Annotated in this window: 14 protein-coding genes; 13 read left to right on the forward strand and 1 reads right to left on the reverse strand. The window is 33.9% G+C overall.

Translation table 11 applies throughout. From position 1 onward, the window contains the following. Nucleotides 1-37 precede the first annotated feature (37 nt). Nucleotides 38-739 (forward strand): hypothetical protein, encoded by a 702-nt coding sequence (locus OQX62_RS24025; protein ID WP_265834213.1) that lies wholly within the window; start codon nt 38-40, stop codon nt 737-739. A gap of 245 nt (nt 740-984) precedes the next feature. After that, nucleotides 985-2,223, forward strand: a complete 1,239-nt coding sequence (locus OQX62_RS24030) for a hypothetical protein (protein WP_265834214.1) — start codon at nt 985-987, stop codon at nt 2,221-2,223. Between the two features lie 93 nt (nt 2,224-2,316). Here OQX62_RS24030 and OQX62_RS24035 read toward each other — a convergent pair whose 3' ends face one another. Next, nucleotides 2,317-2,607, reverse strand: a complete 291-nt coding sequence (locus tag OQX62_RS24035) for a hypothetical protein (RefSeq protein ID WP_265834215.1) — start codon at nt 2,605-2,607, stop codon at nt 2,317-2,319. A gap of 76 nt (nt 2,608-2,683) precedes the next feature. Here OQX62_RS24035 and OQX62_RS24040 point away from each other — a divergent pair, with 76 nt between their 5' ends. The 11 genes from OQX62_RS24040 to OQX62_RS24090 all read left to right on the forward strand — a co-directional run bounded on the left by OQX62_RS24040 (nt 2,684) and on the right by OQX62_RS24090 (nt 16,297). Next, entirely contained in the window at nt 2,684-4,963 is a 2,280-nt protein-coding gene (locus tag OQX62_RS24040) for a hypothetical protein (protein ID WP_265834216.1), read from the forward strand. Between the two features lie 54 nt (nt 4,964-5,017). Continuing rightward, a complete protein-coding gene (locus OQX62_RS24045; protein ID WP_265834217.1) occupies nt 5,018-7,276 on the forward strand; it encodes a hypothetical protein in 2,259 nt (752 codons plus the stop codon). A 96-nt stretch (nt 7,277-7,372) separates the two neighbouring features. Beyond that, nucleotides 7,373-8,017 carry an XkdF-like putative serine protease domain-containing protein gene (locus OQX62_RS24050; RefSeq protein WP_265834218.1) on the forward strand — a complete coding sequence of 215 codons (645 nt, stop codon included), beginning with the start codon at nt 7,373-7,375 and terminating at the stop codon, nt 8,015-8,017. 36 nt (nt 8,018-8,053) lie between these two features. Beyond that, entirely contained in the window at nt 8,054-8,647 is a 594-nt protein-coding gene (locus OQX62_RS24055) for a hypothetical protein (RefSeq protein WP_265834219.1), read from the forward strand. Nucleotides 8,648-8,664: 17 nt separating this feature from the next. After that, nucleotides 8,665-9,573 carry a hypothetical protein gene (locus OQX62_RS24060; protein ID WP_265834220.1) on the forward strand — a complete coding sequence of 303 codons (909 nt, stop codon included), beginning with the start codon at nt 8,665-8,667 and terminating at the stop codon, nt 9,571-9,573. A gap of 82 nt (nt 9,574-9,655) precedes the next feature. Beyond that, nucleotides 9,656-10,201, forward strand: a complete 546-nt coding sequence (locus OQX62_RS24065; protein WP_265834221.1) for a hypothetical protein — start codon at nt 9,656-9,658, stop codon at nt 10,199-10,201. Between the two features lie 105 nt (nt 10,202-10,306). Beyond that, nucleotides 10,307-10,657, forward strand: coding sequence for a hypothetical protein (locus OQX62_RS24070; protein ID WP_265834222.1), 351 nt, complete (start codon nt 10,307-10,309; stop codon nt 10,655-10,657). Between the two features lie 5 nt (nt 10,658-10,662). Further along, nucleotides 10,663-12,546 (forward strand): hypothetical protein, encoded by a 1,884-nt coding sequence (locus tag OQX62_RS24075; protein ID WP_265834223.1) that lies wholly within the window; start codon nt 10,663-10,665, stop codon nt 12,544-12,546. A 4-nt stretch (nt 12,547-12,550) separates the two neighbouring features. After that, nucleotides 12,551-13,093, forward strand: coding sequence for a hypothetical protein (locus tag OQX62_RS24080; protein WP_265834224.1), 543 nt, complete (start codon nt 12,551-12,553; stop codon nt 13,091-13,093). Between the two features lie 2 nt (nt 13,094-13,095). After that, nucleotides 13,096-13,566: a hypothetical protein gene (locus tag OQX62_RS24085; protein WP_265834225.1), complete on the forward strand. Its 471-nt coding sequence runs from the start codon at nt 13,096-13,098 to the stop codon at nt 13,564-13,566. A 97-nt stretch (nt 13,567-13,663) separates the two neighbouring features. Beyond that, nucleotides 13,664-16,297: a hypothetical protein gene (locus OQX62_RS24090; RefSeq protein ID WP_265834226.1), complete on the forward strand. Its 2,634-nt coding sequence runs from the start codon at nt 13,664-13,666 to the stop codon at nt 16,295-16,297. Nucleotides 16,298-16,330: the final 33 nt, after the last annotated feature.

The raw sequence follows: 16,330 nt of genomic DNA on the forward strand, positions 1-16,330 counted from the left end.
TAATGGAAGCAAAAGCAGAATATAATAATATTAAATAATGGCAGCACCTTACCCTGATTCACTATCATCTGCTCTAAGAGCAAGCAGAAATACTTCATTAGATTTCTTGGATAACTTAGGTACTTCACAAGATTCATTTGAACCTACCATTACAACAATGGAACGTATAGCGGGAAGATTTATAGAGAAGGTAAAAACAAACCTGACAACAGGTAACTATCAGGTAACTGGTGATATCGGAAATCTAGCAATTGAAATTATTGATGATAACAAATTACATATCGTAGGCTCTATTCAATTACTTGTATTGAACTATGGTATCAGTGGTGCATTTTCCAATGCTAAAGCACCTCAATCTCCATTCTCATACCACAAAGGAATACTTCCACCGATACTACCATTCATTGCATGGCAACAGTTCAGGCAATTGGAATACAGGCGACCTGAAGGTATGTCTGATGAAACTTTTGCTAATATGACTCAGGATGATAAAGATAAAGCTGTAGCATATGCTGTAAAGAATGCTATCTACAGAGACGGTAGAAAACCACATCCAATTATGAATATTGAGTTGGTTGAATTAGAAGAAGAACTGGTTACAGAACTTACTAATCAATCAATTAATAACGTCCTAAGTATGTTACCATTAACAATCGGTGTACCTAGTGCATATAACGCAGAGGGTAGAATTCCACTTACTGGTGTTCCGATACCTGGCTTAATTCAATCAAACAGATAATGATAAATATTATAGATATAGTGAGGAGTTGGATTAAGGTCTACACTCATACACCAGAAGAAAAATCACTGGCAACAACCAGAATGAAAGTATGTGATGAATGCCCTTCAAAGGTTAAATCATCCTTATTCAGTTACACCTGTTCAGATTGTGGTTGTCCCTTATCAAAGAAGCAATGGTCATTCTTTCCTTGCGATAAGTGGGAAGATTAACTGAATTATCCATTACCCAGATAAATAACTTACATGGCCATAACTATTATTCAACAACCACAAAAATATACACCTTCTAACAGTGATATCTTATTACAGTTTAAGACTGTCAGTATTTATTTCAGGTACTTCATTGTTGAAGTCTTGAATTCAGCAGGAGTAGTAATAAGTTCACAGAAATTAAAAGGTATTCCGACTTCCCCAAAGGAGGCATTTACTAACCTAGTTTCAATCTTATCAGATGCAGCTAAAACATCTATTAACAACAGTACTAATCTGATTGAATATACCCCTAATGATTTATATAAATACAGTATAAGGATTAAAGAATACGATGATGAGATAACATCTGTAGGTGGAGTATTCAGGCCAACAGGTAATGTTATATTAGATAGCACTACATTGATATCAGACCTTTATGTTTTCAATGCTAAGATTGAATATGATTATGATTTCACAACTGTTGTAGCTACTGCATCAGGTACTGGTAGGTTCTTAACTAACAAGCCAGATAAATGTGACATACAACCAATAGCAACTGAATATCTGTATTATTTGAATGATGGTAGAGCTAGTAAGATTAGGTTCATATTTTATTATTCAACAGGTACATCAGTAACTAAAACTGTTGCTATTACAACTACTCAAAAGATTGGAAGGATTAATATTAGCCCTTTAGTTTTACAGGTTAATGGAAGCGTTCTAACAGACTTAAAATATTATACAATCGAACTATTAGATGTTAATAATAACGTTGCTGTACAGCCTGTATATCGTTATCTGAATACATTCAAGAGTATTAGTAATGTACAGGTATTCTGGGCTAATACAAGTGGTGGAATAGATTCTTACTTATTCAAAAATGTTAGAGAATCAGTAGCGGTTACTAAAGTATCTACAGTTGGAAATCCTTATAAATTAGATTCCAATGGGAAGTATAGTAAGTATAATGCTGATAAATATAACGCTACAGATGTAACATTAAAATCAGATTCATTATCAACCTATACAGTTGTTAGTGAATACCTAACTAATCCTGAGTCTAAATGGTTAACTACTTCATTGCTTGGAAGCAAGCAGGTGTATGTGATGATTGAAGGGAATAAATTATATCCTGTTAGTGTAACAGACAAGGGTGGAGCTATCCAGAATACTCGATACGGTGGACAATTGAATAGTTTTGAATTTAGCTTTACAATGGAGACTTCAATACCACTACAAAAATTTACTGGTGAAGAGTTTTTCCCATATACATTACCCATTACATTTTAATCATTATATTTTTAATCAGCATCCGCTGATCTCAAAAAAAAAAGGAGTAGCCATAACAGTTACTCCTTTCTCATTTATATTGGTGTTGTTGTTTTAAAGTGCTTCATCATCTTTATCAAACTTTACGCCTTTTGGTAATTTAGTATTCGCAGGCTTAACTACAGTTCCTGTTTTTGTTATACCTCGTCTTTTAACAATCGGAGAAATTACAGCTTCTGCATCTTCTAACTGTTTGTAGTATTCATACTTATCTTTGAATTCAGAAAACTCTGCTTTGTGTTTTTCAGCAGTTGCTAAATCTTCTTGAAGTGCTTCAATCTGTTTTTTAATTGCATTAATTTTTGCATCAAACTTATTTTCTAAACCTGCTTTAGGACGTGCCATAATTTTATGTGTTAAAGTGAATGCTCAAACGTACTAAAATTTTCTTAAAATCCAATACCACTGTAAAGATTCATACATGATTTATAATATATATTTGATAGATACGGTTGCAGGTAATGCAATTGAATTAGATGCTGCTAACGTAGACTTTACAACTGAGATAAAAGTAGCTGAGGTAAAGGATTTACTGGTAAGAAGGGATGTAATCACTAAGGACTTATCATTCCAATTCAGTGAGATAAATAATAGAGCATTTGGATATAGTAATTTGACAACTAAATACATTGATGAAGCTGATAATACACCTAGATTAAACGCTAATTACAATCCGCAATTAGGTGTTGGATGTGAGGTATATGAGAATGGAGTATTGATATTGAAAGGTATACTGAGATTGAAATCTACTAAGCGTGGAACGTATGAATGTACTGTAACAGGAACAGTTAAGGAATTCACAATGGAAATTGGAGACAGCCTATTAACTGATATTGACCTAAGTGATTTAAAACACATCTATAATCTGGATAATATTACTGCATCATGGAACGCTACAAAGGATTATGTTTACCCGAGTCTACAATACGGAGTTAAGTTTAATCATCCTGATTTATCATCTGTTACCAATCCTTTTAACATCCTAAATTTTCAACCTGCTGTGTTTGTTAAATCCATATTTAACAGAATCTTTTCCAAGATAGGATACACTTATGAAATGAAGGGTGATGCACAATTCTTAGAGATATTCAATAAGTTGATAGTACCTAACACCAGAAAGAGTACAACTAGTAGCATCATATATACAGGTGCTACACCAGTTAATGTTTTAAAAAAAATACAGAGGGATAACAGAACACACGAAAAGATTATCAATCAGAATAACATGGTAGCTGTAGGTATTAGATTTGATGCTAGTATCGTGCAAACAGAATTATTCAGTAGAGGTGCAGGTTTTTCGATGACTCCTAATGCTCAGTCTCCCAGATATACTGATGTAGTTTTTAACGTTGTCAAATCATTTACATCTACAGCTAAATTTTCATACGGATTAGATTATTATTTTAGGTCAAATGTTGGGATGGAAATGCGTGTTCAGCTTGTAAGTAGAGGTGTTATTAATGTTGATGATAATGATGGTTATAATAATTTCAATGGGTGGAATACAGAGTATGAGGATATCTATATTTTACCGTATAGGCAAGATTACACTACTCGTACTAAAGAATTTGTTATCCCTTCAACAAAATATGAAGTAGGCAAACAGTACATGTTGCGTGCAACATTTTATGTTAATGCAGATGTGTTTCAAAGAGATGTGTTAGATTATTCTTTCTTCCAAGCTGAGTTATCATTTCCTTCATTAGTTGGACAATCGGTTGATGTTGACACATATGTTGGTAGTGACATAACACCACAGTTACCAGTTGCTATTAAACAGCTCGACTTTATCAACAGTATATGCTCGTTATTCAACCTTTATAAATACGTAGATAAGGACAATGAAAAGAAGATAATCTTTGAAACATATGATAGTTATTATTCATTGGCTAATGATGAAAAATTAATTGGTTCTGCACAGGATTGGACAAGGTATATTGATTATTCTGGTGACTATTCCAATGATAGTAATTTAGATATTCCAAAGAATTATAACTTTAAATGGAAAACTGATAAAGATTTCCTGAATACTACCTATCAGGATAGATATAACAATGCTTCTTATAGTGATTTACAGGTTACAGACAATAGAGGAATCACAGATAAGAAGGAAATCAGTTTAATCTTTAGCCCTACAATTACCGCAGGTTCATATTCAACAACAAATACACCTTATTTTTCCTTACCGCTGCCATATATGTATGGAATTAATGGTGGTAACACGGAAAATATTGATACTAACATTCGATTATTGATATATAATGGTACTACAATAAGTCCAAACTATACGATTATGACCGAAGTATTCGATAATTATCATGGTGTTTGGAATGCTCCACAGACTCCTGCTAGCATTCTTGCCGTAGCTTCTAATTATCTCTTTGATTCCAACGGTAATGCAGTGTTTGACCTTCATTTTGGACAACCAAAAGAGGTTTTTTTCTTGAAGGATGCTAAGTATGATAATGTTAAATACTCTTATAGCTTTTATAATAGACAGATTAATGAACTAAAATCAGCTAATGTTACTTATCTAACCTGCCAGATGTTCCTGAATGAACAAATCATCAATCAATTAGACCTTAAAAAACCAATATTCATAGATATGGGACGCAACGGATATACGTATTGGAAGCTATTAAGTGTGTCATATACCAATAGTGAAAGCAGGTCTACAGTAAAGCTCCAGAAGATATTGTAGTTGGATCTGCTTCGCAGATCCTAAATCCATTACCTCGATAAATAATATAGGTAAATGGATAACACACAAAGGACAGTAGTTGTAGCAATTGAAGGTGATGCATCAGGGTTGACCGCTTCAACACAGCAAGCAAATCAATCATTATCAGCATTGGGGAATAACCCTGCAACAGCTTCGCTAAAAAATCAATTAAGGGCTGCTACGTTGGAAGCACAGCGATTACTGTTAGCCAATCAGGAGAATACACAAGAGTATCGTGACCAGACAGCTGAGATAGCTAGGCTTAGAGATGCACAAGATGTTTTTAATAGAACTATCCCCGATGCAGGTAATGCATTAGCAGGGGTGAGCAGAGCAGCTCAAATTGTAAGCGGTAGTATTGCTGCTTTATCTCCTGTTTTCAAATCAGTATTCCCTGATGCAGGTGGTTTGATTGATGGTTTGGTAGCTTCTTTGGGTGGAATCAGTGCAGCCATTGGTGTAATTGATACAGTAGGTGATGTTGGAGATGTATTAACACCATATATAGAGGGTTTAAGGGCTGCTGCTGTAGCTCAAAATGCATTAAATGTTAGTGCAGGTGCAGGTGCAGCCATTCAAAGAACAAGTACTGTAGCCTTATTAGCTAATGCTGCTGCAACAAATGTTGCAAATGCAGCTACAAAAGCTTGGAATTTTGTTTTATCTCTTAATCCAATCGGCCTTATTGTTACGGCTTTAGCATTGGTTGCAGTGGGTATTGTGACATTCAAAGATAAGTTGATGAACATTATTCCAGGTCTCAGAGACTTCATCAAGTTAGGTACTGCTACAGTACAGTTTTTAACTGATCTGGTTGGGATAACCAGTGAAGCAAGTAGAGAAGCAGACAAGTATAGTGAGGCTGTTGCAAGACAAAACAAACAATTGGAATATCAGAATAAAATCTTATCGGCCAAAGGTGAAAATGAAAGACAGATATATTTAAACAGCCGTAAAATCTTAACCAATACCATCAGTGATTTAAAGGTTAAAGCCAAAGCAGAAGACGAATATAATCAAGAGTATTACGATAAATTGAATGAAGCTATTCAGGAAAGAAATATTCTGGATGTTAAGGAGCAAAAGCGTATCAATGATTCAGCAAAGAAAAAAGCAGATGAAGCTAAAAAGGTTGCTGATGAAGAAGCTAAGAAATTAGCCGATAAAAATAAAGCTGCTGCTGATAAGCAAAAAGCAATTGATACTGCAAAGAATGAAGCAATAAAAAAATCACTGGCTGATGCTAAAAAGTTTACAGCAGAGGCTTATTTAAGTGAACGTCAATTATCGGAAAAGGCTATTGATGATTTATATGATTCCAATATCAAAGTAACCAAAGCTAAATACGGTGAATTCTCCAAAGAGACATTAGCACTGGTTGAAGCGAAAAACATTGCAATGGGTGAGGTTGATACTAAATACAATCAAATCTATGAAGATAAAGTAGCTGAAATCAGGAATAAAGGATTGAATGAATTTGATAAACGAGTTTTAGAAATTTACAAAACATTTGATGCCCTGATCAAGGCAGACCCTACCAACAAGGACAACCTTATTCAGCTCCAAACAGAAGAGGTAAAGACTGTCAGGAAAGAAGAAACAACAAATAAAATAGTCAACAATATTGATGAGGGTTTAAGTGATGTTAATCTATCTCCTGCTGATAAAGAAGCATTGGAGAACCTTAAGTTACAAGAGCAATATGATAATGGTCTAATCAATAAACAAGCGTTTGAGAATGCCAAAAATAAAATTGAATCAGAAGCTAGTAAAGCCAGACAAGAAATTGATGATGCTGAGAAAGCAACTAAAGAAAAAAATCTAGATGCAATTGCAAATCTAACTGCTAATGCTGCTAGTCTATTAGGTGAAGCAACTGTAGCAGGTAAAGTATTGGCTATATCAAGTGCTTCAATCAGTACTTACCTATCAGCTCAGAAAGCTTATGAATCAATGGTTGGTATTCCATTTGTCGGACCAACATTAGCACCAATAGCAGCAGGTGTTGCTGTAGCCACTGGTTTAGCCAGTATTAAGAAAATCATAAGTGTCAAAGTTCCTTCAACAGCAGGGAGTGGTTCAGGTGGTTTTTCAGCACCATCATTTACAGCTAATTCAGCACCAGTAATTAATTCAACTCAATTACAAGATAGAGGTGTTCAAGATGTAAGGAACGTTAACGAAAATACAACTACTAAACAGGAACCTATTAGAGCATTTATTGTAAATGATGATTTAGATTCCAAAGCAGCTAAAGATAAATTCATAGACTCGTTTAGTCGGACGAGTTAAACAGATCACGCAGTGATCAATAATACTACCCTTAGTTATCCATTTAGCTAAGGGTTTTTTTATGCCTTTTAAATATCCATTACCTAGGAAAAAGTAATGGAAAAAACATATAATAATCTACCTCTATATAAACTAAATATCAATGTTGAAGATAATGCATTTGTTGATGCAATTGGAATTGTTGATGAACCTGCTATAGCTTCAAATGCTTTATTCTTTGGCAAAGTTACACCTGATGAAAATATTGTTTTAGAGGTCAAAGAATCTGCAACTAAACAAATGTTTTCTGATTCTAATAAATATGAATTATTAGGTGCTGCAATGATACCAGACCTTCCAATGTTCAGACCTAAAAATGAACTAATTCCACATGACCACTACGTATTATTTACCGCTGATGAAATCAGACATATAGCAAAAGTATTCCATGCAAAGGGTTGTCAGAATAATATCAATTTACAACACACTTCAACCACTGCTGATAGCTTCACTTTCCAATCTTACTTCATTGATAAATCCAGAAATATAGGTACACCAGAAGGTATAGAAACATTGCCAGAAGGTACTTGGATGGTAGGTATGTCTGTAGCTAATCAGGATACATTCAATAAGCTTACTAAATCCAATTTCGGATTCTCTGTAGAGGGATTATTTGGATACAGTTCATTTTCAAAAGTAATGGAAAAAACACCATTAGAATTACTTGAAGAACAATTGCAATTCCTGCAATCAATTAAATAATTCCCAATCCATTACCTAGGAAAATAAACACATAACATGACAAAAACAGAATATTTTAAAACTAAAGCTATTCATGATGCATCAGCAAAGCTTTTAGCAAATGAAAAGTTTGAAACAGTAACTGTTGCTCAGTCTGGTGATGTATTAAATCTTAGTGGAAGAGAAGTAGGAGCAGAAGTTTTTAAAGGTGAAGGTGAAGCTGTTGCTGATGGTGTATACAAACTATCAGATGGTTTTGAATTCGAAGTTAAAGATTCCAAAATATCAAAAGTAATCAGTGAAGTTAAAGCGGTTGAAGAAGAAGTTTCAACTGAACTAGCTGATGAAACAACAGTTGAAGTTCCTGCTATCAATCCAGAAGATTTAAAGGCATTAAAAGACGAAGTAGCAGCACTAACAGCAGCTGTTGCAGAACTACAAGGATTAGTAAAGAAAGTTGAAGAAGTAGCAGTAAGTAATGATGAAGTTTTCAAAAAGAAAATGGATTCTATTAACTCCGCATTTGCAGCACTTGCAATCATACCTGCTGAATCTAGCAAGGTAAATAATTCCCCTAAAACAGGACTAAAAAAAGAAAGAGATACAGCTTCATTCTTCAAATTATTTGAAGCTGCTAACAACAAAAAATAACCAAATATAAAACGAAAATGGCAATCAATACAGACGCATTAAGCGAACAAGTGGCTTTAATTAGCGACGATATTATATTAAAAGTAATCGGTGGTTCAGCAACTGCTGAATTATTAACCTCAACAGGTAACGTACAAAGCGGAGTAAAATTCGAAACTGCTGTACTTAAAATGGATGCCGATGTGGTATTACAAGATGGTGATACTTGTTCACGTAACCCATTAGATGAAACTAAATTTGATTCAGCTAAAATACGTGTAGCACCTATTGCTACAGCGGAAAATATCTGTCCAAAAAAATTCTATGCAACCTATTTACAACACGTTGTAAGTGATGGTCAAAATAACGAAACAATTGACGCAGAATTAGTTAATAAAATAATCGGTGCAAAAGTTAAGAAAATTGCAAATAAAAATGAAAAATTATTGTGGTCTGGTGACGTTACATTACCTGCTTCCAATGAACTTCACTTTATTGACGGTATTCGTAAACAAGTTAAAGCAGTTTCAGGAACTTCTATTACAGTAACAGGTGCAACAACTTTAGATAAATTAGTATCTGCTTATAAACAAGCTAATTTGGATGTTAAGCATGATGAAGATTTCTATATTTTCATGGGACAAGATACGTATGATGACTACTACTTTGACCTTTCAAAGTTGAACATTGTAAAACCAGTTGAAGACTTTAAATTATATGGTTCTGGTTCTGGTAAATTCAAAATTGTACCTGGGTTAGACCGTACTAAAGAAGTTTATTTAGGTCGTTTAGCTAATCTTCAAATGGGTACTGATGGAACTGATGATTCACAAAAAACAGAACTTGTTTGGTCTGTTGAAACTAAATCATGGTATTTAGATTTTGCATACACAATTGGTATCAAAGTAATCTATCCAGAAGAATTTGCATACGCATCAATAGCATAATCAGCTCCGCTGATCTCACAATAAAAGGGTAGGTAAGATTTACTTACCCTTTCTCATTTAACAATAAAAATATTCAAAATATATGGCAACTTGTCAAACACTAAAAGAATTACCAGATGTATGCGGTAGTGAAGGTACAATGGGTGGAACTCAAAAAATTTATATGATAGCTGATAAGGATTTATCAACCGTTTCAGGTTCTACTTTACCTTATGCAGTTTCACCAACAACTGGTGTAATTACTGAAATTGCATTAGCAGCACCTGCTGTAGGTTACGTTAAAATCGGACAATTAAAAAACGTATCAGGATTAGGTAGTGAATTTACTAAAAATGCAAATACAGGTTCACAATACTTTACCAGTACAGCAACTATGCAATTGCAAGGATTAACACCTGAAAATTACGCATTCATTGAATCAGTAAGATATCAACCAGTATCATTTATCTTCCAGTCCCGCAATGGTAATTACTACTCAGTTTTCGGATTAGAGATAGCAACGTTATCAACAGGTACAGGTATTGGTCAAGATGACCTAAATGGTATGACTATGACCTTCACAGGAACATCAGCTAAACCAGAATTAATCACAGAACAGTCAGCGGTAGCTGATGTAATCAACCTGTAATTACAATCTCTCCCAGAGGTTATTTCAACCCTTAGCTATTTATTTAGTTAGGGGTTTTCTTTTGGCTTTTCAATCATCCATTACCCAGATAAATAACACATAAAAATGATTGTAATTAATAAAGATAAAGAATCCGATATATTGATATTATCCCAACTGGATAAGGATTATGATACGTTTACTTTGTCTCTCTATTCTGCTTTTCAAAAGAAAGATATTATAATTGATTTAGGTTCAAATTATTCTGAAAGTATTGGGAGATACTCCAAGTTTTTAATCTTAAAAAATCAATATGAAAATATCCTAAGTGGAGAATATGAATATAAGTTTAATGGTGATAATGAAGTGCTAACATTTGGCCTTTTAAATATCTATTCAACTACTGATAAAGTGGTTTATGAATCGATAATTCCACCTGCAACTGACAATGATATTTATGTGTATCAATCGAAATAATACACATGGAAAATAACGAAAAAACAAGTCATAATATATTAACTTTTGGAAAGCAGAAGTTACCATTACCTGTAGAAAGTAATCCTGCAAATGATGATACCTATGTAACACATGGTAATGATAACCTGTACCCTCAATATTTAATTAGCCTGTACGCAAAAAGTCCGCAGTTCGCTAATATAGTAAATCAGAAAGCTAAATTCATTGGTAGACATGGTATGATTGATTTGGGAACAGATAAACCTTTAATTGGTAAACCTAATCCATCAACCAGTTGGGAATTATTCACTAAACAGATTATTCTTTCCAATTTAATATTCAATGCATACGCTGTAGAGGTTAATTTTAACGCATTTGGTGAAGCTATACAATGGAACTTCATTAGCTACGAAAAAGTGAGGTTGAATAAGTCTAAAACTAAGGTTTGGGTATGTAATGATTGGTCTAAAAAGAAAGATATTCTATTATTTGACAGATATTTTAGTGAAAAAGATTATGGAGATAAAGCTACATCCTCAAAAGTATTTATTTATGATGGTTACGTACCATCTGCAAACGCAGGAATCTATACTTTACCTGATTATTATCCTCTTATTTCCAATCTGGAATTAGATATTGAAATCCATAAATTCAATTACGCCAATATCACTAATAATTTTAGTGTCTCAACCCTTATAAATGTCTATCAGACAGGTGATGAAGCTACTAAATCAGCATTTTTAAAGAAAATAGAAGATAGTTATTCTGGTAATAATGGTAAAAAGGTTATTGTTTCTTTTATTCCTAATGCTTCTAATGCGAAACCAACAGAAATATTACCTCTAACTAGTGGTGATTGGACTAATGCCTATGCATTACTTAAAGAAAATAATGATAACACTATTTATCAAGGGATGGAAATCATCAATCCTTCAATTTTCGGCCACCAAGCAACAGGTAATCTTTCAAATAATTCTGAATTATTGAATTCTTTTGAAATCTTGGAAAATACCATCATTGCAGACAAAAGAAATGAGCTTGAAGCAGGAATTAGGGAAATGTTGAATCTAAACGTCTCGTTTGTGTCTAAACCAGTACTTCAACCAGTCTTATCTGATGATATGAAAAAGTCAGTTATGACCATTGATGAGATAAGATTAAGCGTTAATTTACCTGTTTTACCTAATAATGCAGGTGCAGTATTAGCATCAGCCAGTGTTCCACCTACTACTACTTTTACACTTGCTCCAACGAAATTTGAATCAAAGGATGAATGGGAGAAGGTAAGTGCAACAGATGAGCATTTTGAGGCTATAAAACATTTGGGGACTGATAAAAGTGAGTTTAAAACCTATGAAGGTAATTTTTCAATGGCTAAACTAGCTTTTAGTGATGAATCTGATATTGCTCAATTTTTAATCGATTCAGATTTACAAAATGTAACACTGGATGAGATAAAAAAAGGAATTAGGGAAAAACTAGGTATTAATGTCAGCTTAGATGAATTACAAAATCATATTGATGAAGTAGTTAAGACAGGAGTAATAGCAGTTGATAAATCTGGTGACACTCTAACAATCAAAAAGGGTGAAAAACTTTTAGACCCTGTAGAAAAACGCACTATAGAAACAGTGTATCAATATGTAAAACGTCCTGAAATGGCAGGAGCTGAAATCATTCCAACTACTCGGAAGTTTTGTGAGAAAATTATTCTAATGAATAAATACTTTTCATTGGAAGAAATTCAATTGGTTAGTCGTACCCTAAATTATGATGTACTAATCCATTGTGGAGGGTTTTACAGGGTGAAAGGAAGTACTGGAAAACCTAATGCAACTAATACTAAACCTCATTGCAGACATGAATGGAAGCAAGTACAGGTAGTGAGAAAACCTAAAGACAATTTATAACAAAATGGCAAAGAAAAACATACTCTTAGTTTCTGAATCGGAGGTAAAAGAGAATTCAACAATAGAAAAAAACGTAGAACCTAAATTATTAAATCTAATAATCTCAGACCTGCAAAACAACGAATTAAGAAGGCTTCTAACGAGTTCAAAATATGATGCACTAATTGATTCCATCCAAGATTTTAAGGATAATCAAACGCCTCTGTTAGCCTCTGATGATGAATTAATTGATGAATATATCAAGCCTTATTTAATCGCTGCAACTGTAGTTCAATTCATTGTGATGAACAATTACAAGCTATCCAATAAAGGTGTTCTGAACCTCACAGATGATAATGCTAAAGATGTAACCAGTGGTGAATTGGAATATTTGAAGGGTTATTATATCCTTAAACAAGAAGGAGCTAAAAAGAACTTAAAGGATTATTTAAAAATCAATGATACCTGTACTGATTCCAACGATACTAACAATAGTGAATTAGGTGGTCTGTACTTACAGGATAATAATAATTTCAGTTACCGTATTGGTAGGAATAAATATTTATAACAATGTTAAACTTAAAACAGCTCTATTTGATATTGGAAGATTTCTTGCTTTTGCACCCAGAAATAAATTCTGTTACGAGGTTAGCAGTTAAAGATTATATTGGGAATAGGCAGAAGATTTATACGAATGCTAATATTCATTTTGTGAGTTCTAGTAATGGAGCTAAGTATATTACGCATACGTTTCTGGTATCCATTAGTGATAGGTTAACACCAACTAGTGACAACGAAACTGAAATCATGTCAAACGTTCTGCAAATCAGTGAAGACTTATTCACTTTTTTGGCTGATAGCTATGATTATACATTCAATAAAAATGTAAACATCCAGAGCTTTACAGAATCTGATGGTGACAGAACAGCAGGTATATTTTTCCAATTGAATATTCAGGTATTACGCTCCCAGAATAAATGTATTCTTCCAACTGAGACATTATTTCCATTTCCTCAGACTTTTCCAATTGATTTTATTTAACAGTATCGCTTTGCGATCTGTAACACCTCTACCTTATAAGTAGGGGTTTTTTTTATGCCTTTTCATTTATCCATTACCCGTGTAAATAAACACATACATGGCTAATATTACATATAATAATAAAACTCAAACCGAACCTTATAATCCCGCAAAATTTAACAGTGCTGATGCAAATGAGATTAAAGCAGTTGTAAATCTTAAAGCAGATATTTCTCAAATTGTTGATGGTAATCAATCTCTAGGAGCGTGGAATCCTGCAACCAATGTACCCGCACTTACTACAACTCCTGCTACAGTTGGTAAGTTCTATACAGTTTCCAACGCAGGTACTTCATCAATTACTGGTGTTGCAGTAACATACAAATCAGGTGATAAAGTGTTATCGAACGGTACAGTATGGCAACACGTGCCCTTTGTTGTGAATCTTGATTCCTATGAATTGATTACTGCTGTAGATAGTAAAATTGCAAAAACATATAGTGATGCTACTATCAAAACTGTACTAACTGTAAAGTGGCAAGTTGGTGCAATTAACGCAACTACAGGAGCATTAATAACAACAGCAGTTACTACACGTGCTTCAAGTGAATTTATCCCAATTGGGAATCCAAGTTATAGATTACAGGTTGACAATTTAAGGAATTCCAATACTGCAACAGCTGTTAATTTTGTTGCATTCTATGACATTGATAAAGTCTATATTTCAACTGGTAATATCACTGGTGCAGGTAGTGCTGTATTAGCAACTACAGGTATAATTTCTGTTCCTTCCAATGCTGCATTTTTTAGAATTACAGGTAATCCAACAGGTTCAGGAGCTGAATCATTAACAGTGGTTACATTATTATCAGCCGACTATTATAAAGCTACAAATGATGCTAGAGTATCAGCAGTAGATAAACGGGTAATTGACTTGGAGAATAACGGTGTACAGCTTGTGTATGGTTTAAATAGGTATGATAGAAGTTCAGTTGATTCAAAAACTACTGCATTTATTAGTGCTACAGGTGTAGAAACACAAGGAAGTGGAAACAGTGGTGTTACAGGTTATGTTAGAATCAAGTCGGGTGAAACATTTGTATTTCCTAACTATACTACTGCTTATGGCGGTTACTCGGGTTTATACGATATTAACAAAAATCCAATAGCAGGAACTTTCACTCAGACAAATACTGTTACATGGGTTGAAGGAGCATATTTTGCCCGTTTCAGCGGTACGGTTGTATTAGGTACAAAAACAAACAGTTTGTATATTTATGAAGCAAGCAAACCAATTTCTTCATATGTACCTTATTCGGCTACAGTTCCTGTTGCTAACATTCCAAGTGAAACTATTTTAGCTACTGTAAATTCAAATTTACAGACGTTAAATGAAAATAAAATAACACTTGAAAACACTGGTAACTTATATGATAGAAGTTCTAATGATAACCTGACTACAGTTATTATTAATGCAAATGGTGGAATAACAGCAGCATCAGGTAACAGTGCAGTGACTTCATTTATACGTATTAAAGAGGGACAAACAGTTGTTTATCCTACATATACTGCTTCATTTGGTGGTTACGCTGCATTATATACTAAGGATAAGGTCTACATCCAAGGTACAGCAGTACAAGCTAATTCACTTACATATGTTCCTGATGCATATTATGCACGTTTTTCTGGTAATATTTTAATTGTCAATAAGACAAATACACTGTATGCATATTCAACTGATAAGCCTTTATCCAGTTGGAAAGCATTTAATAATGTTATACCTACAAGTTATTTACCTGAATCCGTAGGTGGTAATAATGATATTGAAATGTGGGGGGATTCAATAGCAAACGGTTTTGGGAATGCATTATTATCAATATCTCCAATACAAGGGGTTACTGTTGCAAATAAAGCATTAGGTGGTGAAACATCTTTGGATACAATGGCAAGAATGGGAGTAACCCCCTTTATGGTACAACCCTTTACTATTCCTGCTGATACTTCAACAGTACCTATTGTGATATCATCTGCACAAGAATTCAAATATCTATATGATTCTACTACAGGTGTAATCACAGGTAGTACTGGTAGCATGCAAATTAACCCCGTTGGGAATATGTCATGCGAAATAGCAGGTGTATTGGGTGTTATCAACTTTACCAGAACAGGTGGTGCTGATAGACCTCTAACATTCAATAGAACCGTTGCAGGTACAGCAAAAGTAATTGATAGGCCAACAATGGTTAAACCTGCTAATACTCCAAGAAATAAAACTTATTGCGTTTTCTTGGGAACCAATGGTGGTTGGAAATTAGAACCTACTACAGGTGGAGCAACGTTTGCTGATGCTGACAATTTGGTAAATTACTATAAAAAAATAGCTGACTGGATTAGACCAACAGAGAATGATTTCATATTCGGTGGATTCTATGTATCCAGTTATATTTCCCACATTCCAGAAAGTCAGCAATTAGCATGGTGGAATTACTTTGATTCAAGAATGAAAGCTGAATTTGGAATCAGATTCTTAAATATTCGTGAGTATCTAATCAATTATGGATGGAAGGATTTTGGTGCTACTTCATTATCTGCTGCTGATGTAGCTAGACAAAAAATAGGTTTATTTCCTTCAATTCTTAGTGAAGACGGTACACACTTACTAACTAAGGTTAATAGATTATGTGCTAATCAATTTCTGGAAAGATTATATGTTACTGGAATATTACCACAAATATCAGCGGTAATACCTTAAGGTTTATTAATAGGGGAATCCGTGATCACGGAT

This window comes from Pedobacter sp. MR2016-24, assembly GCF_026239655.1.
Taxonomy (GTDB): Bacteria; Bacteroidota; Bacteroidia; order Sphingobacteriales; family Sphingobacteriaceae; genus Pedobacter.

Excerpts from the sequence above, each read along its gene's own strand:
- OQX62_RS24045 (WP_265834217.1), top strand. The coding sequence starts at position 5,018 with ATGGATAACACACAAAGGACAGTAGTTGTAGCAATTGAAGGTGATGCA.
- OQX62_RS24025 (WP_265834213.1), top strand. The coding sequence starts at position 38 with ATGGCAGCACCTTACCCTGATTCACTATCATCTGCTCTAAGAGCAAGC.
- OQX62_RS24065 (WP_265834221.1), top strand. The coding sequence starts at position 9,656 with ATGGCAACTTGTCAAACACTAAAAGAATTACCAGATGTATGCGGTAGT.
- OQX62_RS24070 (WP_265834222.1), top strand. The coding sequence starts at position 10,307 with ATGATTGTAATTAATAAAGATAAAGAATCCGATATATTGATATTATCC.
- OQX62_RS24050 (WP_265834218.1), top strand. The coding sequence starts at position 7,373 with ATGGAAAAAACATATAATAATCTACCTCTATATAAACTAAATATCAAT.
- OQX62_RS24085 (WP_265834225.1), top strand. The coding sequence starts at position 13,096 with ATGTTAAACTTAAAACAGCTCTATTTGATATTGGAAGATTTCTTGCTT.
- OQX62_RS24060 (WP_265834220.1), top strand. The coding sequence starts at position 8,665 with ATGGCAATCAATACAGACGCATTAAGCGAACAAGTGGCTTTAATTAGC.
- OQX62_RS24055 (WP_265834219.1), top strand. The coding sequence starts at position 8,054 with ATGACAAAAACAGAATATTTTAAAACTAAAGCTATTCATGATGCATCA.
- OQX62_RS24030 (WP_265834214.1), top strand. The coding sequence starts at position 985 with ATGGCCATAACTATTATTCAACAACCACAAAAATATACACCTTCTAAC.
- OQX62_RS24040 (WP_265834216.1), top strand. The coding sequence starts at position 2,684 with ATGATTTATAATATATATTTGATAGATACGGTTGCAGGTAATGCAATT.
- OQX62_RS24080 (WP_265834224.1), top strand. The coding sequence starts at position 12,551 with ATGGCAAAGAAAAACATACTCTTAGTTTCTGAATCGGAGGTAAAAGAG.
- OQX62_RS24075 (WP_265834223.1), top strand. The coding sequence starts at position 10,663 with ATGGAAAATAACGAAAAAACAAGTCATAATATATTAACTTTTGGAAAG.
- OQX62_RS24090 (WP_265834226.1), top strand. The coding sequence starts at position 13,664 with ATGGCTAATATTACATATAATAATAAAACTCAAACCGAACCTTATAAT.
- OQX62_RS24035 (WP_265834215.1), bottom strand. The coding sequence starts at position 2,607 with ATGGCACGTCCTAAAGCAGGTTTAGAAAATAAGTTTGATGCAAAAATT.